The following is a 17,702-nucleotide window of genomic DNA, read 5'->3' on the forward strand; positions in this document are numbered from 1 at the left end:
CACCGGCGCGGGGTTCTTTAGAGGCGGCCCTCTATCTCCGAATGGCGTTATTGAGCGCGGACAATCGCGCGCTATTACAGCGCTTGCGCGCGTTTCAATCGATAGGCGGCGAGTTAAAGTTTCCGCATAAAGTGCCGTTAAATGCAGTTGAGCGGCTTTGATGCATCACGTCCGACCGGATATTTTTTCGACTCTGGCTAAGCCAAAAACCAAAAATGGTTTCCTTAGCGCTATCATCGATGCTCCTCGCGCTCCGCTACACGCAGCATCGAGCGCATCTGTCTGAAGAAAGTCACCGAGCACCCCGTCCGCGGATCGAGTCCGCGTGTTTGCGCTCGTCGGAAAGGCCTTCTGCTAAACGGTGTTGGGTATGCACATGATGTTGACGGCAGATGAAAAGCGCTTTTGTAAACGATTCTTCCATCCACGAATCGCTGCCGCCTTGGCGCGCGCGCGTTTGTCGTGTCGCGGCGTTTGTTCGGGATATTTAACATTTCTGATTGGCGCGGTTATCTGCCTGGGCGTTTGTTTGGCGTCGCCGGTTAAAGCCGAAGAAAAGATTCTGCGCGTGCTGGCATGGCCCGGCTACGCGGACGCCGACGTCGTCAAGAATTTCGAGGCGCGTTATCAAGCCAAAGTGGAAGTGACGCTGGTCGATTCCGATGAGGCGCTGTGGGCGCAGATGCACGCCAAACATGCGCCGCCTTTCGACGTGCTCGCCGCCAATACCGCGGAAATCCAGCGCTACACGCAGGCGAATCTGCTCGCGCCGCTCGATCTCGCCAGCTTGCCGAACACCAAAAAACAATTGCCGCGCTTTCAGGCGCTCGCGTCGATCGGCGGCATCACGTCGGGCGGCAAGGCGTACGCCATTCCGTTCACGTATTCGTCGATGGGCCTGATCTACGACCGCAAGCAGGTCGCCGTGGCGCCGCGCTCCATGCGCGAATTGTGGAATCCGCGCTACCGCGGCAAGGTGCTCGACTTCAATAGCGCGCAGCACAATTTCTCGTTCACGGCGCTGGCGCTCGGCTATCCCCATCCTTTTCAGCTCGATGCCGCGCAGATGCGCGCGATCGCGCACAAGCTCGTCGATCTGCGCCGCAATCTGTTGACCTATTACACGTTGCCCGAGGAGGCGACCGCGTTTTTCATCCAGCACAAGGTTGCGCTGATGTTCGGCAACTACGGCACCCAGCAGGTCGAATTGCTGCGCCGCGCGGGAGCCGACGTCGGCTACGTGATTCCCGACGAAGGCGCGCTCGCGTGGCTGGATTGCTGGTCGATGACGCGCGCGGCGGCCGATCAGCCGCTGGCGCTCGCGTGGATCAATTACATGCTCGAACCGGACGTGAGCGCCTTGCTGACGCAACGCCAGGGACTCGCCAACACGTTGACGGCGCCCGCGGAAAACAGCGATAACGCGCGCATCGTGTGGATCGGCCCGGTCGAAGATATTCAGCGGCGCGAGGACCTGTGGGCCAGAATCGTGTCCGGGGACCGGTCGGAGCGTTTTTGATGATACGCCCGGGGCTGACCTTCAAACTATCCGTGCTGCTTGCGTGCATCGGCGTGCTCGCGTCCGGCGCGACCGGCTATTACGCGTATCGCGCCAACCGCACGATGCTCGTGAACGAAGCCGAGCGCAGCCTGCTTACGTCGACGGAATTGCTCGGCCAGCGCTTTTCCACCTCGATCGACGACGTCGCCGCCGACGCGCTCGTGCTCGCGAGCATGCCGTCCACGGCGGAGGTCGCGCAGACCGACGACGGTATCGGCCCGAACGTGGCGCGCGAACGGCTGGCGCAGGTGTATTCCAGTTTCATGGTGCATCACCCCGAGTACCTGCAAGTCCGTCTGATCACGCGCGAGCACTATGGACTCGAACTGGTGCGCTTCGACCGCGACGCCGACGGTCTCGTGCGCGTCGAAGGCAACAAGCTGCAGGAGAAAGGCCAGTTCGCGTACGTGTTCGACACGCTGGCGTTTTCGCCGGGCCGCATCTACACCTCACCGATCTCGGTCAACCACGAGTACGGCACGCATGCCGCGGAGGGCAAGCCGACCTTGCGGGTCGGCACGCCGGTGTCGAACGCCAATGGCGCGGTGGTGGGCGTGATCGTGATCGACATCGATCTGGCGGGTTTGTTCAAGCGCCTGCAAAGCGATTTGCCGAGCGACTATCAGGTCTATCTGGCTAACGAGTGGGGCGATTTCCTCGTTAATCCGGATGTGTCGAAAACCTTCGGCTTCGATCGCGGCCGGCGCGTGCTGATGCAGGACAGTTTCTCCGTCACCAAGCCGCTGTTCGAGCAGACGCAAAGCGAGGTGCTGGTCAACGGCCTTGGGCGGCCACGGCAGGCCGCCGGCCAGGTGCTCGCTTTCGTGCGCAGGCCGTTCGGCGATCTGGAGGGCAACCGCTTCATCGTGCTCGGCCTCGCCAAGCCGCTCGAGGACGTCCTGTCCGGCGCGAATCTGCTTGGCAACAGAATCGTGCGCATGGTGCTGATTTTCAGCGTGCTGGCGCTGTTCCTTGCGGTTCTGTTCGCGCGCGCGCTGACCAAGCCGCTGCACATTCTCGCGTACGCGGCGACGCATCTGTTCGCCGAGCACGCCATGGAAACGCTGCCGCTCAAACGGACCGACGAGATCGGCGTGCTGGCGCGCTGCTTCGACCGGCTGCGCCGCGAAATCAAATCGCAGATGGACGTGTTGCACACCAAGCAACGCGAGCTCGTGCATCTCGCCACGCACGACGTGCTGACCGGACTGCCGAACCGTGTGCTGTTCATGGAGAAGCTCGAAAGCGCAATCGACGAAGCGACGCGGCGCGAGGAAGGGCTGGCCGTGCTGTTCGTCGACCTGGACCGCTTCAAGCAGATCAACGACCAGTTTGGCCATGCCGTCGGCGACAAGGTGCTCGTCGCGGTGGCGCGCCGCTTGAAGCAGGTGCTCTGTTCCGCGGATGTGGTGGCGCGTCTGGGCGGCGACGAGTTCATCGTGCTGATCGAGGGGCCGCGCTCGGCGGAGGCAGCGCCCGCGATTGCCTCGCGGATCATGGCGACGTTGAACGAGGAACTCCGCGTGGACGGGCAGGGCATGACGGTGGGCGCGAGCATCGGCATCAGCCAGTTCCCCGACGACAGCGGCACGGCCGAGGAGTTGCTGCTCAACGCCGACGCCGCGATGTACGCGGCCAAATCCGGCGGACGCTGCGCCTATATGCGCTATCACGTCGTGCTCGAAATGCGCCGCCGCGAACAGCTCGAGCAGGCGCACGCGCAGGCAGACGTAGGCGTAACGGAAGGGCGCGAGGCCAAGCCAATGGCCTGATGCGGCTGTTACGCTTGAGCTGCGCGCCCAGCTTTGCCGGTTGCTTGCCGGTTGCTTTCTAATTGCTTTCCGATCGCGCCGCCTGCTGCTCTCTCCCCGGCAAAACCGCGAGACAACTTTGCCTCGATCCTCGCTTTGCCGAGCGTCGAAGCAATCGTTTGCGCCGATCTTGAGGCAAGTCTTTTTGATTTTCGGCGAAGCGTTTCCGCCATATCAACTTTGCCGCGGGCCTGCCGAAAACTCCGATATAGCAACGGATTTGACGGGAGATTGCCGTGAAGCGACAGATAGGGTTGTTGGCTGCCGTTTTCGCGTTCGCCGGGTGCGCCCAGATGCCTCCGCCGACTGCGGCCCATACGGACAAGGCGCCGAACGAGGTGATCAGTTTCGACATTCCGCCCGACGCGCTCGGCGCGCGCGATCCGCAACTCAGCGCCGTGCTCGCCAAAGCGGGCGCGCTGGCCGCCGCGCAGCCGCAGTCCACCGTCGTTCTCGTGACCGCGCTGGGGCAGGATTTTGCGTACCTGAACCAGGCGGTATGGAAGGGCGTGCCCGCACAGCGCACGGCCCGCGTGAACTTCGAGAACCGCACCGCCGGAGTGGGTCAGCCGTATAGCGTGTCGATCAGGACGGTTCAATGATGGAGGGTACCGTGACGGTTCGCATCATTTTGCTGGCGCTGGCCGCGCTTCTGAGCGCGCCGGCCTTTGCCGGCCAGCCGGGCGCGGACCTGCAATCCGCCGGCGCATTTCCCGCAGCATTTCCCGCCGCGGCGGACAAGGTTTATCCGCCGTTGCCGTCGCTCGCCATGCTTCCGCCTCCGCCCGCAACCGATGACGACTTGCCGCTCAAACCGGCTACGCGTCGAAAGAAGCCGCATGGGGCGGTTCAGACGCAGGAGCGCAGAAGTCCGCCGGGCCCGGTCGTGCGCATTGTCGTGTCCGACGCCTCGCGTGCCTATCTCGACTCCGTGCAACGACAGATCGATCAGGCGTTGGCCAGTAAATCGGGCGGCGACCCGACGCTCGCCACTCTTTATCACTAACTAGCGGAAGGATGCGTCATGTCCTTGAAGATCTTCCTTATTGCGCTCGCCTGCCTGTCGGTGTGCGGCGTCGCGCAAGCGGCCGACGATTGCTTCAACGAAGCCGCGGCGTATCAGGGCGTCAACCCGTGGGTGCTGCGAGCGCTTGCGTGGTACGAATCGAAGGGTGACGCGAGCGCGATACGCCAGAACGCAAATGGTTCGATCGACGTGGGTCAGCTGCAGATCAACTCGATTCACTTCGACGACCTGGCGCGCGAAGGCGTGCCGCATCGCGCGCTGATCGATCCGTGCGTGAACGTGTACGTGGCCGCCTGGCTGCTGAAACAGAAGATGGTCAAGCACGGCAATACGTGGCGCGCGATCGGCGCTTACCACTCGGAAACGCCAAAGCAGCGCGATGCCTATGCGCGTGGGATTCAGAAGGTGCTGGTGGCGTGGGGGCAGTTGCCGTCCACGCCATGAAGATGCTCGCGAGCCGCGCATCGCGAGCCCGGCGAGCAATAAAAGCCCTATAAAAAAGCCTTCAAACGATCCGTGCCCCGCCGCGATACGTCGCGCGCGGCACCGGCAGCTTATCGAGCATCGTCACGCGCACGAAGTCCCCGCGCAAACCCGCTTCGATCGCGCCGCGGTCGTGCAAACCGGCGGTGCGCGCCGGTTCGGCGGAGACCGTCGCCATCGCGCGCGGCAAGGTCCAGCCGGCTTTGTCGACCAGTTCGAAGACGGCGGTCATCAGGCTCGACGGCACGTAATCCGACGACAGGATATCGAGCAAGCCGGCTCGCGCCAGTTCGAGCGCCGATACGTTGCCCGAATGCGAGCCGCCACGCACGATGTTCGGCGCGCCCATGATGGTCGAAATGCCGTGTGCGCGCGCGGCCTCGGCGGCGATGCGGGTGGTCGGGAATTCGGCGAGCACGATGCCTTCCTCCTTGGCCTGCTCGACGTGTTCGATCAGCGTGTCGTCGTGGCTCGCCACCGGAATGCCGAGGCGGTTGCAGCGTGCGACGATCTCGCGGCGGTGCGCATCGGCGTAACGCGCCTGTTCGACCGACAGTTCGGCGAGCGCGGTCGCGACGTGTTCGTCGCTCAGCTTGCCGTTGCGTTCCTGGAAGCGGCGCCATTGCTCGCGGTCGTGCCACTGACGCTGACCCGGCGTGTGATCCATCACCGAGGCGAGCCGCAGCAGCGGATGCGCGCACAGCGAGTCGAACACTTCCACGACGTCGGCGGTGGCGATTTCACAGCGCAGATGCAGGAAGTGTTCGGCGCGCAGCAGCTTGCGCTCGGAAAACCGTGTGAGCGATGCCGCGCATTGCGTCTGCAAGTCGCGGCCCCGCAGCCCCACGTTCGTGCGCGAGCCGATGGCGAGCGCATCGAACACCGTGGTGATGCCGGCCGCGGCCACTTGCGCGTCGTGGATCACGAAGGCGGCATCCGTATTCCATTGCACGCCCGGACGCGGCGCGAGATGCTTCTCCAGATTGTCCGTGTGCAGTTCGATCAGACCGGGCAACAGATAGTCGCCGTCCCAATCTTCGGCTTCGCGCGCGCTGGTCGTGCCGCGCTCGACGTCGCGAATCACGCCGTCTTCGACGCGTAGCACGCCGGTGAATACTTCGTCTCGCGTCACGATGCGAGCGTTCCTGATCAACATCGACTTGCTCCGTAGTCAGTCAGACTTGAGTGTGGCTGTGTGGTTGCTGTGTTGACGCCGCATGCGTCAGTGTAGTGCCGTTTGGTGTCACTTAGTGACGCAGCGGCGGCTGCAGTTCCAGGCGGCGCGTGGCCACCTTGCCGCGCGTATCCTCATCGTGAAAGATCCCGACGATCGCCGCGCCGCGCTCGCGCGCTTCGACGATCAGATCGGCGACCACGTCGCGGTTTTCCGCGTCGAGCGAGGCCGTCGGTTCATCGAGCAACAGTAGCGGATGCTCCGCGATCAGACCACGCGCGATATTCACGCGCTGCTGTTCGCCGCCGGAGAATGTGGCGGGCGCGAGCGACCACAGACGTTCCGGCACATTCAATCTGGCCAGCAGCGCGGCGGCGCGCGAGCGCGCTTCGTCTTCAGGGACGCCGCGCGAGAGCAGCGGTTCGGCGACGAGCGTGAGCGTCGGCACGCGCGGAATCACGCGCAAAAACTGGCTCACGTAACCGACCACGCCACGGCGCAGGCGCAGCACGTCGTGCGGTTCGGCGCCGGTGATCGACACGGGCCGGCCGTCATTCGCCGCATCGCGAATCGCAATCGAGCCGCGGCTTGCCAGGTAATTGCCGTACAGGCAGCGCAGCAGCGTGCTCTTGCCCGCGCCCGACGGTCCGACCAACACCACGCACTCGCGGCGCTCGACTTCGAGCGAGACGCCCGCGAGCGCTTCGATCTGCACGCCGCCCTGGCCATGCAAGATAAACGTCTTGCCGATGCCGACCGCGCGCAGCATCAGCGCCGCGTTGTCGATGAACGCGCGCTCGCCGGCGCGCGCTTCACTGCTTGTTTCAATGGATCGCATTGTGAGCCTCAAACCGGCAGAACCGAGGAAACCAGCGTTTGCGTGTACGGGTGCTGCGGATCGTCGAGCACCTGATCCGTCAGGCCCGCTTCGACGACTTCGCCACCCTGCATGACCATCAACCGATGCGCGAGCAAACGCGCGACGCCGATATCGTGCGTGACGATCAGCACCGACAGATGCAGCGTGGATGTCAGCGTGCGCAGCAGATCGAGCAGACGCGCCTGCACCGACACGTCGAGACCGGCGGTGGGTTCGTCCATGAAGACGAGCCGCGGACTGGTGACGAGATTGCGCGCGATCTGCAAGCGCTGCTGCATGCCGCCCGAAAACGCAGCGGGAAATTCGTCGATACGCGAAGCGTCGAGTTCGACGCGCTCCATCCACTGCGTGGCCGCGTAACGGATATCGCCATAGTGACGCGCGCCGACGGCCATCAACGGCTCGCCGATATTCGCGCCGGCCGAGACGCCGCTGCGCAGTCCGTCGCGCGGATTCTGCTGGACGAAGCCCCACTCGGTGCGCATCAGCAAGCGGCGGCGCGGTTCGGACAATGCGAGCAGATCGAGCTGGTCGCCATGCGTGGCCGTGTAGTGAAGCGAGCCGCTGTCGGCCGCGGTTTTGAGCGCGAGCGTGTTGAGCAGTGTGGTCTTGCCCGAGCCGGATTCACCGACAATGCACAACACTTCGCCCGGATACAGATCGAAGCTGACGTTTCTGCAGCCGTTGCGGCCGCCGTATTGTTTGGTGAGCGCGCGGGCGCTCAGAAGCGGCGTCATGCGGGCTCTCCTTTGCGTGCTTCGCGTGCCGGCAGATCGAGATCCGCGTCGCCGCGGCGTTCGTGGCAGTAGTCGCTATCGGAGCAGACGAACATGCGTTTGCCGGCGTCGTCCACGATCATTTCGTCGAGAAAGCTCTCCGTCGATCCGCACAGCGCGCACGCGTGCTGCCACTTCTGCACTTCGAACGGGTGATCGTCGAAGTCGAGGCTGCGCACCGGCGTGTACGGCGGAATTGCGTGAATGCGCCGTTCGCGGCCGGCGCCGAACAATTGCAGCGCGGGGTTCATATGCATCTTCGGATTGTCGAACTTCGGAATCGGCGAGGGCGAAGCGAGGTAGCGATGGTTGACGATCACCGGGTAGTCGTAGGTGGTCGCGATACTGCCGTGATGCACGATATCCTCGTAAAGCTTCACGCTGATCAGACCGTAATCGGCGAGCGCATGCAGCTTCTTGCATTCGGCGACGCGCGGTTCGAGTCGAAAGAGCGGCTCGGGCATAGGCACCTGATAGACGAGAATCTGCTTGTCGGTGAGCGGCGCTTCGGGAATGCGGTGACGGGTCTGGATGATCGTCGCGTCGACCGTGCGGCGCGTGGTCGCCACGCCGGTGGTGCGCGCGAAGAAGCGGCGGATGTTGACCGCGTTGGTGGTTTCGTCGGAGCCCTGATCGATCACCTTCAGCGTGTCGTGTTTGCCGATGATCGCCGCGGTGACCTGAATGCCGCCGGTGCCCCAGCCGAACGGCAGCGGCATTTCACGCGAGGCGAACGGCACCTGATAACCCGGCACGGCGACGGCCTTGAGCAAGGCGCGCCGCAGCATGCGCTTGGTCTGTTCGTCGAGGTACGCGAAGTTGTAGCCGTCGGCAGCGCTGTCGTATGACGCGGTGGACGCGGTGGCGAGAGATGTGTCGGGCGCGTTCATGCTGCCTGCTCCTGCTGGCCGTTGGGTTGATCCTCATTCTGCATGGCGTGCTGCGCACGCAAACGGCGCACGAGTTCCAGCTCCGATTGGAAGTCGACATAGTGCGGCAGCTTCAGATGCTGTACGAAACCGGACGCTTCGACGTTATCGCTATGCGAGAGCATGAATTCGATGTCCTGTGTCGGCGAGGCAAGCGTTTCACCGAGCTCTTCGGCGCGCAAAGCGCGGTCGACCAGCGCCATCGCCATCGCCTTGCGCTCCGAGTGGCCGAACGCGAGACCGTAGCCTTGCGTGAAGGTTGGCGGCACCGCGCCGCTGCCGGCGAACTGGTTGATCATCTGGCATTCGGTAATGTCGATGTCGCCGATTTCGACTGTTTCGCCTAGCTCGTCGAGTTCCATTTCCACGGCGATCGTGCCGAAGCGGATCTCGCCCGCGAACGGATGCGAGTGCGCATAGCCGCGCTGCGTCGCGTAGCCCATCGCGAGTAGAAAGCCTTCGTCGCCGCGCGCGAGATTTTGCAGGCGTGTAGCGCGGCTCGCGGGAAAGGCGAGCGGCTCGCGCGACAGATCGCCGGGTTCAGGCGCGTTCGGCGTGGGACGTTCCTGTTCGATCAACCCTTCCTTGTCGAGCAGACTGACGACGCGCGGCATCGCTTCCGTTTCCACTGCGGCGACTTGATTCGAAGGCGACGGCGCTACGCTAACAGCCCCATCGCCTTCAGCGAGCAACGCGAAATCCAGCAGACGTTGCGTGTAATCGTACGTCGCGCCCAGCAACTGCCCGCCGGGCACGTCCTTGAAGGTCGCCGAAATGCGGCGCTCCACATGCATCGCTTCGGTATCGATCGGCTGCGTGTAGCCGAAACGCGGAAGCGTGGTGCGATAGGCGCGCAGCAAGAAGATCGCTTCCACCAGATCGCCTGCGGCTTGCTTGATCGCAAGCGCGGCGAGTTCTTCATCGTAGACCGAGCCTTCGGTCATCACGCGCGCCACTGCGAGGCGCAATTGTTCGCGAATCTGCGCGACGCTGAGTTCGGCCAGCCGCGTGTCACCGCGGCGTGCCTTGTCGAGCAGACGCCACGACGCTTCGATCGCGCGTTCTCCACCCTTGACGGCAACGTACATCAGTTCACCTTCGCTTGAGTTGTGCGCGGCAGGCCGATCAGGCGCGCGCCGCAGACGAGATAACAATCGACGCCGCAAGGAAAGAGCGGCGCGAGCGCGGCGCGTTCGCGCCAGAAATGCTCGGGCAGGCCGACCGGCGCAATCGTCGCCGTGTGCTGGATGCCGGGGCCGCTCAGCACGATCGGCGCGCCGCCCGTCAGCGCGTCGACGCGGATCAGCAGCGTGACCGATTGCTCGGGCGATTCCGCCGCGCCGAGCGCGAAGCGTTCCAGCGGCGGCAACGCGCTTGCGTCGTGGATATAGGCAAACGCGGCTTGGCCCGGTTCGTCGACGAGCGGCGCGCCGGTGTGAAAGCGCAATGCCGAACCCAGCGCCGTATCGGGTTGCGCGAGCCACACGGGCGTCGCGTAGTCGCAGAGCGCGAGCAGCGCGGCGAAGGCGGCGAGCTCGGCGCGTGTGGCCCGCCCTTCGGGCAGCACGTTCTCGATCACGCCGACCGTGCCCGGCCGCGACAGCGCGTCGAGCAGGGTGCGAAACACCGCCTGGGTGTCGTGTACCGGGTCTGCGAAACCCGGCGCTAAGGTGGATAACGCGGTGGACAATGCAATCTGTGAGTTTTCCATCAGTCGCCCCGGACCATCGTAAAGAATTCGACGCGCGTGGCCGCGGCGTCCTGTTGCCGCCCGGCGCGTTTCGCGGCCTGCTGCGCGGCAAACGGCTCGATCACTTGCTTATGCAAGACGGCGTGATGTTCAGGCATTTGCAGGAGCGCGTCTGCGAACGCAGCCAATTCGGCGCGGCGGCGGTCGCGGCCCAGATGGCACGCCACGCCGACAGCAGCGGCGGCGTCGCCCGACGCGCGCAGACGCAAGGTGGCGCGCGTTACCGTGGCTTCGCCGAGATTGAACGGATCGCCGCTGCCGCCGACGCGCCCGCGCACCATCGCAAGGCCGATCTCGGGTGGGCGCAGCCAGTCATACGTCGGAGTGGGGATGTCCCGCAGTGCGCGCTCGAGCGCGGCTTCGAGATCGGCGCGCGGCGTGCGGGCCAGGACGGCCATCCATGCGCGCCGGACAGCCGGTGGCGGAGCGGAGGAAGGCGAGGCGGAAGTGGCACTCATCGAATTTCCTGTTGATCCAGCGAGTAGACATTTGACCATCTATTCATCTAAACGTCTAGACGTTTAGGAGTATGCTTGTCGAGCCGTGTAGCGCATGCCGGCCGTTTCACATTTCCATCACGGCTTGCGCACTACAATGCACGTCATAGAGAATATTTGAACCCAAGGGAATGACAGCACCATGACATCGAACGACAACGCGACGCCGGGCACGATGCTCGAACGCGGCGCGGGCGTTGCCGTGTGGCGGCAGATCGAGCAGATCCTGGCGGCGGAGATCGCCGCCAGCGGTTTCGGCGAAGAAGGGCGCCTGCCGAGCGAGGGCGAACTCGCGAAACGCTTCGACGTGAACCGGCATACCGTGCGCCGGGCCATGCTGGGTCTCGCGGCGTTGGGCCTCGTCAGCGTCGAGCAGGGGCGCGGCACCTTCGTGCAGCCCGGCGCCATCGACTATACGATTGGCCGCCGCACGCGGTTTACAGAAAACTTGCGCCAGCAGCATCACGCCGCGGCGGGCACGATGTTGTCGGCCGCGCGCGTGAAGGCCGAGCCGAGTGTCGCGAAGGCGCTGAGTCTGCGCGCCGGCGCGTCGGTCTACCGGATCGAATCGCTGCATGAATCCGACGGCGTGCCGCTCACGTTCGCGCGCAACTGGTATCCCGCGGCGCGTTTCGCGGACCTGCCGGAGGTGCTGGAGCGCACCGGCGGCATCACCAAGGCCATGGCGGAATTCGGCGTGCACGACTATCTGCGCAAGTGGAGCCGTATCGGCAGCGTGCTGCCCGAGCCGGAGGTGGCGCGGCGTTTGAACATCAACCGTCAGCAACCGGTGCTGTGGGTCGAAAACGTCGATGTCGATCTGCAAGGCACGCCGGTCAAATACGGCTTCACGCACTTTGCCGCGGACCGTGTGCAACTGCTGGTGGAGCACGACTTATGAGCGGCGCCGTATGGGGTGCCGACGCTCGTTTCGCTGTGTATTACGCGCCGTCGCGTGAATCGGCGTGGTGGCAGGCCGGCTCGGCGTGGCTCGCGCGCGACGCGGAAAGCGGCGAGCGCTGCGAATCTCCTCAACCTCCCGAGTTGACGCGTCCACTCGCAGAACTCACCGAAGCGCCGCGCCGCTACGGTTGGCACGGCACATTGGTCGCGCCGTTTCGACTCGCCGACGGTGTGACGCAGGCACACGTATTGCAAGCTACACGTGAGTGGGCGCGGACCCGAAGCGCATTCGCGTTGCCGGTGGAAGCCGCGACGCTCGGCGATTTCGTGGCATTGCGGCCCGCCGATGCGCAAGGCGAAGCCAGCATCCGTGACGTGGCCACGAGCGCGCTGCAAACGCTCGATGCTTTGCGCGCGCGGCAGTCCGCGGCCGATCTGGCGCGCCGTTTGGCGGCCCCGCTCAGCGAACTGCAACGCGCGTTGCTGATCGAATGGGGTTATCCGTACGTGTTCGACGAATTCCGATTTCACATGACGCTTTCCAGTTCGCTCGCCGACGCGCAGGAGCGCGCCACGCTGGTCGCATGGTGGCAGGCGCGAACGGCCGCGCTCGGGCCGCTGCTTGTCGATCACGCCGCGCTCTTCGTCGAACCGGCTCCCGGCGAGCCGTTCGTGCTGTGGCAACGTATGCCGTTCCGGACCGACGAGGTGAAATAACAATGACAGGTCGTTTGATCTATGTAATGGGGCCGTCCGGCGCGGGCAAGGATTCGTTGCTGGAGTTCGCACGCAAGCACTTGATGGGCGAGCCGATTCTGTTCGCGCATCGCTACATCACGCGGCCGAGCGGCAATGGCGAGGCACACGTGGCGTTGAGCGTCGAAGAGTTCGCGGCGCGTTCCGTGCTCGGCCTGTTCGCGCTCGAATGGTCGAGCCACTCGCTACGCTACGGCATCGGTATCGAACTCGATGTGTGGCTGGCACGCGGCTGCACGGTGGTCGTCAACGGCTCGCGTCAGCATTTGCAGCATGTGCTGGCGCGTTATCCGAATACGGAAGTGGTGCATGTGGACGCCGCGCCGCATATTCTCGAAGCCCGGCTCGGCGCGCGGGCACGCGAATCGGCGGAACAGGTGGCGGCGCGGCTCGCGCGCCGCGCGCCGTTCTCGTTGCCGGATGGCGTGCGCTGCACCACGATCGACAATTCCGGCGAGCTGAACGAAGCCGGGCATGCGTTGATTGCGTTCCTCAAGGCGGAAGCCGACGTTCAGTAAGCCGTATTATTCGGCCATCGCCATGCGTTCCCGCGTGGCGTCCTGCAGGCAGGACACGAACTGCAGGACGGCCGGCGTCGGCAGCAGGCCGCGCCGCGAAATGATGCTGAGATCGTAGTTCGGCAGCGCCTCTTCGATCTGCGCGACGCGGATGCCGAGCGGCGCGACCATCTGCGCGAGCGGCCGCGTGAAGCAGCCGATCACATCGGTTTGCGACACCAGTCCGAGCGTCACCGCGAACGACGACGGCGCGCGCACCAGCCGCTTCGGCACCGGCAGGCCGTGCGCGTTGAACATCGCCATCATCACGCTGTGCGGGAAGTGATCGGCGCCCACGGTCACGATCCACTCCGCGTCGAGCAGTTCATGCAGGCGCGTCACGTTGGCCAGCGGATGCCCCGCGCGCATGGCGACGACGAACTGCGTCGAATAGAGCGGCGCTTGCACCAGATCGCTGTCGAGCGCCTGCACGTGATGGATCGCCGCGATATCCAGCGCGCCGTTGCGCAAACGCGCGACGGCGTCCGGGATCGTCACTTCTTCCAGATGCAGATTGACCAGCGGCATCGCGCGGCGAAACTTCGAGACCGCATGGGGCAGCGCCGTGAGCGCGATCGACGGCATGGTGCCCACGCTGACCTTGCCGGCCAGTTCTCCCTTCACCTGTTCGACGGCTTCGACCGTGCGCCGCATGTCGCCCAGCAACTGCTCGGCGCGCGGCAGCAGCGCGAGCCCGCATGCCGTCAATTCGATGCCGCGCACGCTGCGCACCATCAGTTCGGCATTCAGCGCGCTTTCGAGCTCGCGGATCGTATGCGTGACGGCCGGTTGCGTCACGCCGAGCTCGCGCGCGGCGGCGCGCAGACTGCGGTGATGGGCGGCGGCGACGAACGCCTGCAACTGCTGCGGTTTCATTGGGGTAATCCCGTATATAACGCTTGTTAATCGGGGTGAAAAAAACAGCATCTTATTCGAACAAAACGGCGTGGCTATAGTGCTGGCCTGTTGGCCGCGTTTTGATGCGGCCATGAATCCATGGAGCCCTAGAGATGAGCGAAGCCGCGCGTTTTACCGAAGTGTCCGACCTGGCGCCCGCCGCCGACAGCCTGCGCGAGATTCGCCATCACATTCACCACCACCCGGAACTGGCCTACGAGGAACACCAGACGAGCGCGCTGGTCGCCGAGAAGCTCGAGCAATGGGGCTGGCAGGTCACGCGCGGCGTCGGCCAGACGGGTGTGGTGGGCACGCTGAAGGTGGGCGACGGCAAGCGCAGCATCGGCATTCGCGCCGACATGGACGCGCTGCCGATCGTCGAGCAAACCGGCCTGCCGTATGCGAGCGGCACGCACGGCAAGATGCACGCATGCGGCCACGACGGTCATACGACGATGCTGCTCGGCGCCGCGCAACGGCTCGCGGCCACGCGCAATTTTTCCGGCACGGTGCATCTGTACTTCCAGCCGGCCGAGGAGAGCGGCATCGACAGCGGCGCGTTGAAGATGATCAACGACGGCCTGTTCGAGCGCTTCCCCTGTGATGCCGTGTTCGGCGTGCACAACCATCCGGGCGAAGAGCCGGGCGTGCTGCTGTTCCGCAAAGGGCCGTTCATGTCGGCGGGCGACAAGGCGATCATCACGATCGAAGGCGTCGGCGGCCACGCGGCGCGTCCGCATCTTACGGTCGATCCGGTCGTGGTGGCGGCGAGCATCGTGATGGCGTTGCAGACCATCGTCGCGCGCAACGTCGATCCGTCGCAACCGGCGGTGGTGACAGTCGGCTCGATGCATGCGGGCACCGCGAACAACGTGATTTCGAGCAGCGCGAAGCTGGAGTTGAGCGTGCGTTCGTTCAGCCCGGAAGTACGCGCGTTGTTGAAGAAGCGCATTACCGAGCTCGCCGAAAGCCAGGCCGCGAGCTACGGCGGCAAGGCGGTGGTGGAGTACATCGAAGGCTATCCGGTGGTGGTCAATTCGGATGCCGAAACGGACTTCGCGGTGGAGGTGGCGCGCGAACTGGTCGGCGACGACAAGGTGGTCGCGCAGACCGACATCCTGATGGGCAGCGAAGACTTCGCCTTCATGCTGCAGAAGCGGCCGGGCACGTTCCTGCGCATCGGCAACGGCGCGGGCGAAGACGGCTGCATGGTGCACAACCCGCACTACGACTTCAACGACCGCAATTTGCCGGTCGGCGCGGCGTTCTGGACGCGGCTGGTGGAGCGCTATCTCGGCCAGTGATCCGGTGCGGCGAGCCGCGCCTGAGTCGAGTCCCACAACCATAACGACGAGGAAGACCACGCGATGAGTACCACGACCAATGCGAGCCACGCCGTTCAGGCGAGCCGGCCCGCCAGCCGCGGCGCGATCGCCGCCGCGGTGATCGGCAACTGGCTCGAGTTCTTCGACTTCACCGTGTACGGGTTTTTTGCCGTGATCATCGGCAAGCTGTATTTCCCTTCGGCGGATCCGACTACGTCGTTGCTGCTGTCGGTGGCGACCTTCGCGGCGGGCTTCATCACGCGGCCGCTCGGCAGCGTCATGCTCGGCGTATACGCGGACCGCAAGGGCCGCAAAGCCGCGCTCAATCTGACCATCATGCTGATGGCGGTAAGCACCGGCCTGATCGCGATCGCGCCGACCTATGCGCAGATCGGTCTCGCCGCGCCTTTGCTGATCGTGCTGGCGCGTCTCGTGCAAGGCTTCTCGCAAGGCGGCGAGTTCGGCGCGGCCACGTCCACGCTGCTCGAACAGGGCGGCGGCACGCGGCGCGGCTTTCGCGCGAGCTGGCAACTGGCCACGCAAGGCGGCGCCGCGTTGATGGGCTCGGGCATCGCGGCGGCATTGTCCGGCGCGTTGCCGAAAGAGTCGCTGGAAAGCTGGGGTTGGCGCATTCCGTTCCTGCTCGGCATGCTGATAGCGCCGGTCGGCATGTACCTGCGCCGCCGCTTGGCCGACGACGCCGCCAGCGCGCACAGCCACGCCATCGAGCGCGGCGTGCTGCATGAACTCTTCACTAGCCATTTGCGTCCGCTCATCCTGATCACGCTGACGGTGATGGGCGGCACGGTCTCGACCTACATCCTGACCTTCTACATGCCGACCTACGCGATCCACACGCTCGGCCTGCCGATGTCGCTGTCGATGCTGGTGGGCGTCGCCTCGGGCTTCGTGATGCTGATCACGTGTCCGCTCTTCGGCATGCTGTCGGATCGCATTGGCAGCCGTAAGCGGCCTATCCTGTTCGGACGCGGCGTGCTGGTGCTGCTGCTGTTTCCGGCCTTTATGCTGATCAACCGCTTCCCGCAGTTGCCCGTCATCATGTCGCTGACCGCGCTGATGCTGCTGTTCTACTCGATGGGCTCGGCGTCGGAATTCGCCTTGATGTGCGAGTCGTTTCCGCGGCGCGTGCGCGCCACCGGCATTTCGATCGCGTATGCGTTGAGCGTGTGCGTGTTCGGCGGGACCGCGCAGCTCGTCGCGACGTGGCTGATCAAGCTGACCGGCAGCAAGCTCGCGCCGGCCGGTTATGTCGCCGCGTGCGTCGTGGTGTCGTTGATCGCGGTCTCGATGCTGAAGGAGACGGCGGATAAACCGATCGATTGATTGCTCGAACAGGGCGCCGTCATGACGCGGCGCCCGCCAACGGAATTACCCGCGTCGTGCCACCATCTCCGAGACGGTTTGCGCGGCGTGCTGCAGCGGCTCCAGAAACGCCTTCACCATCTGCTTGGCCGAATTGCGCTGCGCATTGCCGCTGATATTCATCGCGGCAATCACGCGTCCCTGGCGATTGCGGATCGGCGCGGACAGCGAAATCAGTCCGCCTTCCAGTTCCTGATCGACGATCGCCCAGCCCTGGCGGCGCACCTGCGCGATCAGCTTCTTCAACTCTTCCTTGTCGGTGACCGTGCGCGGCGTGTGCGCGTAGAGCGGCGCCGAATTCAGGGTCGTCTCGAGCGTTTCCTCGTCGAGCGCGGCGAGCAGCACGCGGCCCATCGACGTGCAATAGGCTGGCAGCCGGCTGCCGATCGACAGGTTGATCGTCATGATCTTGTGAGTCGGCACGCGCAGCACGTAGACGATCTCGGTGCGGTCGAGCACGGCCGCCGAGCAGCTCTCGTGGACCTGCGCCGACAGTTGTTCCATCACCGGCTCGGCGAGGTTCCAGAACGGCATGGAGGTCAGATACGCGAAGCCGAGGTCGAGAATCTTCGGCGTGAGGCGGAACAGGCGCCCTTCGGCCTCCACATAGCCGAGCGTTTGCAGGGTCAGCAAAATGCGGCGTGCGCCGGCGCGTGTGAGGCCGGTGGCGGCGGCGACGTCTGTGAGCGTCTGTTCGGGGCGCGTGGCGTCGAACGCGCGGATCACCGCGAGGCCGCGCGCGAACGACTGCACATATGAGTCGCCCGGTTTGTCCGGGGCCGGTTCGGCGCTGACGGGAACGGCGGAAGACGGCGGCAGGGCTTTGCTCATGGGCCTTGGAGGATGCATTCGAGGAAGTGCGGACCCGCGCCACGCTTGAATCCCCCGCGCGGCGCGCTAAAGGCGTGACGATAGCTTAAGCCTTCTGTTTCGCCAACTTTGCGGCCCGATGCACAAAAATCCCAGGGTTTGCATGGATGCAACCGGCATCTA

General features: G+C 64.7%; 19 protein-coding genes. 10 read left to right on the top strand and 9 right to left on the bottom strand.

From position 1 onward, the window contains the following. Window positions 1-370: 370 nt before the first annotated feature. The 5 genes from ACQKRQ_RS30500 (at window position 371) to ACQKRQ_RS30520 (ending at window position 4,843) form a co-directional block, all read left to right on the top strand. Complete coding sequence (locus ACQKRQ_RS30500) at window positions 371-1,519, top strand: ABC transporter substrate-binding protein (protein ID WP_427481266.1); 1,149 nt, start codon at window positions 371-373, stop codon at window positions 1,517-1,519. Then, a complete protein-coding gene (locus ACQKRQ_RS30505; protein WP_427481405.1) occupies window positions 1,519-3,333 on the top strand; it encodes a diguanylate cyclase domain-containing protein in 1,815 nt (604 codons plus the stop codon). Before ACQKRQ_RS30500 ends, ACQKRQ_RS30505 begins: the two co-directional genes overlap by 1 nt. Before the next feature lie 332 nt (window positions 3,334-3,665). Continuing rightward, window positions 3,666-3,974 carry a hypothetical protein gene (locus tag ACQKRQ_RS30510; RefSeq protein ID WP_132382232.1) on the top strand — a complete coding sequence of 103 codons (309 nt, stop codon included), beginning with the start codon at window positions 3,666-3,668 and terminating at the stop codon, window positions 3,972-3,974. Continuing rightward, window positions 3,971-4,378, top strand: a complete 408-nt coding sequence (locus ACQKRQ_RS30515; RefSeq protein WP_243658525.1) for a hypothetical protein — start codon at window positions 3,971-3,973, stop codon at window positions 4,376-4,378. The genes ACQKRQ_RS30510 and ACQKRQ_RS30515 overlap by 4 nt, the downstream gene beginning before the upstream one ends. Before the next feature lie 18 nt (window positions 4,379-4,396). Then, on the top strand, window positions 4,397-4,843 hold the full coding sequence (locus ACQKRQ_RS30520) for a lytic transglycosylase domain-containing protein (RefSeq protein ID WP_132382234.1): 447 nt from the start codon (window positions 4,397-4,399) through the stop codon (window positions 4,841-4,843). A gap of 61 nt (window positions 4,844-4,904) precedes the next feature. On the opposite strand, the gene ACQKRQ_RS30525 is transcribed toward ACQKRQ_RS30520, so the two are convergent. The 7 genes from ACQKRQ_RS30525 to phnG all read right to left on the bottom strand — a co-directional run bounded on the left by ACQKRQ_RS30525 (window position 4,905) and on the right by phnG (window position 10,849). Then, window positions 4,905-6,038 (bottom strand): alpha-D-ribose 1-methylphosphonate 5-triphosphate diphosphatase, encoded by a 1,134-nt coding sequence (locus ACQKRQ_RS30525; RefSeq protein WP_408177023.1) that lies wholly within the window; start codon window positions 6,036-6,038, stop codon window positions 4,905-4,907. A gap of 91 nt (window positions 6,039-6,129) precedes the next feature. Then, window positions 6,130-6,894: a phosphonate C-P lyase system protein PhnL gene (gene phnL / locus ACQKRQ_RS30530; protein ID WP_427481267.1), complete on the bottom strand. Its 765-nt coding sequence runs from the start codon at window positions 6,892-6,894 to the stop codon at window positions 6,130-6,132. Between the two features lie 8 nt (window positions 6,895-6,902). Continuing rightward, complete coding sequence (phnK, locus tag ACQKRQ_RS30535; protein WP_427481268.1) at window positions 6,903-7,673, bottom strand: phosphonate C-P lyase system protein PhnK; 771 nt, start codon at window positions 7,671-7,673, stop codon at window positions 6,903-6,905. Beyond that, window positions 7,670-8,602: an alpha-D-ribose 1-methylphosphonate 5-phosphate C-P-lyase PhnJ gene (locus tag ACQKRQ_RS30540; protein ID WP_408281829.1), complete on the bottom strand. Its 933-nt coding sequence runs from the start codon at window positions 8,600-8,602 to the stop codon at window positions 7,670-7,672. Before ACQKRQ_RS30540 ends, phnK begins: the two co-directional genes overlap by 4 nt. Next, window positions 8,599-9,729 carry a carbon-phosphorus lyase complex subunit PhnI gene (locus ACQKRQ_RS30545; RefSeq protein WP_427481269.1) on the bottom strand — a complete coding sequence of 377 codons (1,131 nt, stop codon included), beginning with the start codon at window positions 9,727-9,729 and terminating at the stop codon, window positions 8,599-8,601. The genes ACQKRQ_RS30540 and ACQKRQ_RS30545 overlap by 4 nt, the downstream gene beginning before the upstream one ends. Next, on the bottom strand, window positions 9,729-10,352 hold the full coding sequence (gene phnH, locus ACQKRQ_RS30550; protein ID WP_132382245.1) for a phosphonate C-P lyase system protein PhnH: 624 nt from the start codon (window positions 10,350-10,352) through the stop codon (window positions 9,729-9,731). Before phnH ends, ACQKRQ_RS30545 begins: the two co-directional genes overlap by 1 nt. Further along, entirely contained in the window at window positions 10,352-10,849 is a 498-nt protein-coding gene (gene phnG / locus ACQKRQ_RS30555; protein ID WP_427481270.1) for a phosphonate C-P lyase system protein PhnG, read from the bottom strand. The genes phnH and phnG overlap by 1 nt, the downstream gene beginning before the upstream one ends. A gap of 181 nt (window positions 10,850-11,030) precedes the next feature. Between phnG and phnF the strand changes: the two genes are divergently transcribed. From phnF to phnN, 3 genes are read left to right on the top strand one after another with little or no spacing between them, the layout of a single operon-like run. Beyond that, window positions 11,031-11,789, top strand: coding sequence for a phosphonate metabolism transcriptional regulator PhnF (phnF, locus tag ACQKRQ_RS30560; RefSeq protein WP_132382249.1), 759 nt, complete (start codon window positions 11,031-11,033; stop codon window positions 11,787-11,789). Then, window positions 11,786-12,508 (top strand): DUF1045 domain-containing protein, encoded by a 723-nt coding sequence (locus tag ACQKRQ_RS30565; RefSeq protein ID WP_427481271.1) that lies wholly within the window; start codon window positions 11,786-11,788, stop codon window positions 12,506-12,508. Before phnF ends, ACQKRQ_RS30565 begins: the two co-directional genes overlap by 4 nt. 2 nt (window positions 12,509-12,510) lie before the next feature. Further along, a complete protein-coding gene (phnN, locus tag ACQKRQ_RS30570; RefSeq protein WP_132382253.1) occupies window positions 12,511-13,065 on the top strand; it encodes a phosphonate metabolism protein/1,5-bisphosphokinase (PRPP-forming) PhnN in 555 nt (184 codons plus the stop codon). Between the two features lie 6 nt (window positions 13,066-13,071). Here phnN and ACQKRQ_RS30575 read toward each other — a convergent pair whose 3' ends face one another. Next, window positions 13,072-13,980 (bottom strand): LysR family transcriptional regulator, encoded by a 909-nt coding sequence (locus ACQKRQ_RS30575; protein WP_132382255.1) that lies wholly within the window; start codon window positions 13,978-13,980, stop codon window positions 13,072-13,074. 134 nt (window positions 13,981-14,114) lie between these two features. On the opposite strand from ACQKRQ_RS30575, the gene ACQKRQ_RS30580 reads away from it, so the two are divergent. Together ACQKRQ_RS30580 and ACQKRQ_RS30585 are read left to right on the top strand one after the other, a co-directional pair. Then, window positions 14,115-15,305, top strand: a complete 1,191-nt coding sequence (locus ACQKRQ_RS30580; RefSeq protein WP_408177033.1) for a M20 aminoacylase family protein — start codon at window positions 14,115-14,117, stop codon at window positions 15,303-15,305. A gap of 63 nt (window positions 15,306-15,368) precedes the next feature. Continuing rightward, window positions 15,369-16,670 (top strand): MFS transporter, encoded by a 1,302-nt coding sequence (locus ACQKRQ_RS30585; protein WP_427481272.1) that lies wholly within the window; start codon window positions 15,369-15,371, stop codon window positions 16,668-16,670. Between the two features lie 45 nt (window positions 16,671-16,715). Here the strand turns inward: ACQKRQ_RS30585 and ACQKRQ_RS30590 are convergent, their stop codons facing one another. Beyond that, window positions 16,716-17,540: an IclR family transcriptional regulator gene (locus ACQKRQ_RS30590; protein WP_132382367.1), complete on the bottom strand. Its 825-nt coding sequence runs from the start codon at window positions 17,538-17,540 to the stop codon at window positions 16,716-16,718. Window positions 17,541-17,702: the final 162 nt, after the last annotated feature.

It is taken from the genome of Paraburkholderia sp. NPDC080076, assembly GCF_050281145.1.
Lineage (GTDB): Bacteria > Pseudomonadota > Gammaproteobacteria > Burkholderiales > Burkholderiaceae > Paraburkholderia.

Excerpts from the sequence above, each read along its gene's own strand:
- ACQKRQ_RS30500 (WP_427481266.1), top strand. The coding sequence starts at position 371 with ATGCACATGATGTTGACGGCAGATGAAAAGCGCTTTTGTAAACGATTC.
- ACQKRQ_RS30505 (WP_427481405.1), top strand. The coding sequence starts at position 1,519 with ATGATACGCCCGGGGCTGACCTTCAAACTATCCGTGCTGCTTGCGTGC.
- ACQKRQ_RS30510 (WP_132382232.1), top strand. The coding sequence starts at position 3,666 with ATGCCTCCGCCGACTGCGGCCCATACGGACAAGGCGCCGAACGAGGTG.
- ACQKRQ_RS30515 (WP_243658525.1), top strand. The coding sequence starts at position 3,971 with ATGATGGAGGGTACCGTGACGGTTCGCATCATTTTGCTGGCGCTGGCC.
- ACQKRQ_RS30520 (WP_132382234.1), top strand. The coding sequence starts at position 4,397 with ATGTCCTTGAAGATCTTCCTTATTGCGCTCGCCTGCCTGTCGGTGTGC.
- ACQKRQ_RS30525 (WP_408177023.1), bottom strand. The coding sequence starts at position 6,038 with ATGTTGATCAGGAACGCTCGCATCGTGACGCGAGACGAAGTATTCACC.
- phnL (WP_427481267.1), bottom strand. The coding sequence starts at position 6,894 with ATGCGATCCATTGAAACAAGCAGTGAAGCGCGCGCCGGCGAGCGCGCG.
- phnK (WP_427481268.1), bottom strand. The coding sequence starts at position 7,673 with ATGACGCCGCTTCTGAGCGCCCGCGCGCTCACCAAACAATACGGCGGC.
- ACQKRQ_RS30540 (WP_408281829.1), bottom strand. The coding sequence starts at position 8,602 with ATGAACGCGCCCGACACATCTCTCGCCACCGCGTCCACCGCGTCATAC.
- ACQKRQ_RS30545 (WP_427481269.1), bottom strand. The coding sequence starts at position 9,729 with ATGTACGTTGCCGTCAAGGGTGGAGAACGCGCGATCGAAGCGTCGTGG.
- phnH (WP_132382245.1), bottom strand. The coding sequence starts at position 10,352 with ATGGAAAACTCACAGATTGCATTGTCCACCGCGTTATCCACCTTAGCG.
- phnG (WP_427481270.1), bottom strand. The coding sequence starts at position 10,849 with ATGAGTGCCACTTCCGCCTCGCCTTCCTCCGCTCCGCCACCGGCTGTC.
- phnF (WP_132382249.1), top strand. The coding sequence starts at position 11,031 with ATGACATCGAACGACAACGCGACGCCGGGCACGATGCTCGAACGCGGC.
- ACQKRQ_RS30565 (WP_427481271.1), top strand. The coding sequence starts at position 11,786 with ATGAGCGGCGCCGTATGGGGTGCCGACGCTCGTTTCGCTGTGTATTAC.
- phnN (WP_132382253.1), top strand. The coding sequence starts at position 12,511 with ATGACAGGTCGTTTGATCTATGTAATGGGGCCGTCCGGCGCGGGCAAG.
- ACQKRQ_RS30575 (WP_132382255.1), bottom strand. The coding sequence starts at position 13,980 with ATGAAACCGCAGCAGTTGCAGGCGTTCGTCGCCGCCGCCCATCACCGC.
- ACQKRQ_RS30580 (WP_408177033.1), top strand. The coding sequence starts at position 14,115 with ATGAGCGAAGCCGCGCGTTTTACCGAAGTGTCCGACCTGGCGCCCGCC.
- ACQKRQ_RS30585 (WP_427481272.1), top strand. The coding sequence starts at position 15,369 with ATGAGTACCACGACCAATGCGAGCCACGCCGTTCAGGCGAGCCGGCCC.
- ACQKRQ_RS30590 (WP_132382367.1), bottom strand. The coding sequence starts at position 17,540 with ATGAGCAAAGCCCTGCCGCCGTCTTCCGCCGTTCCCGTCAGCGCCGAA.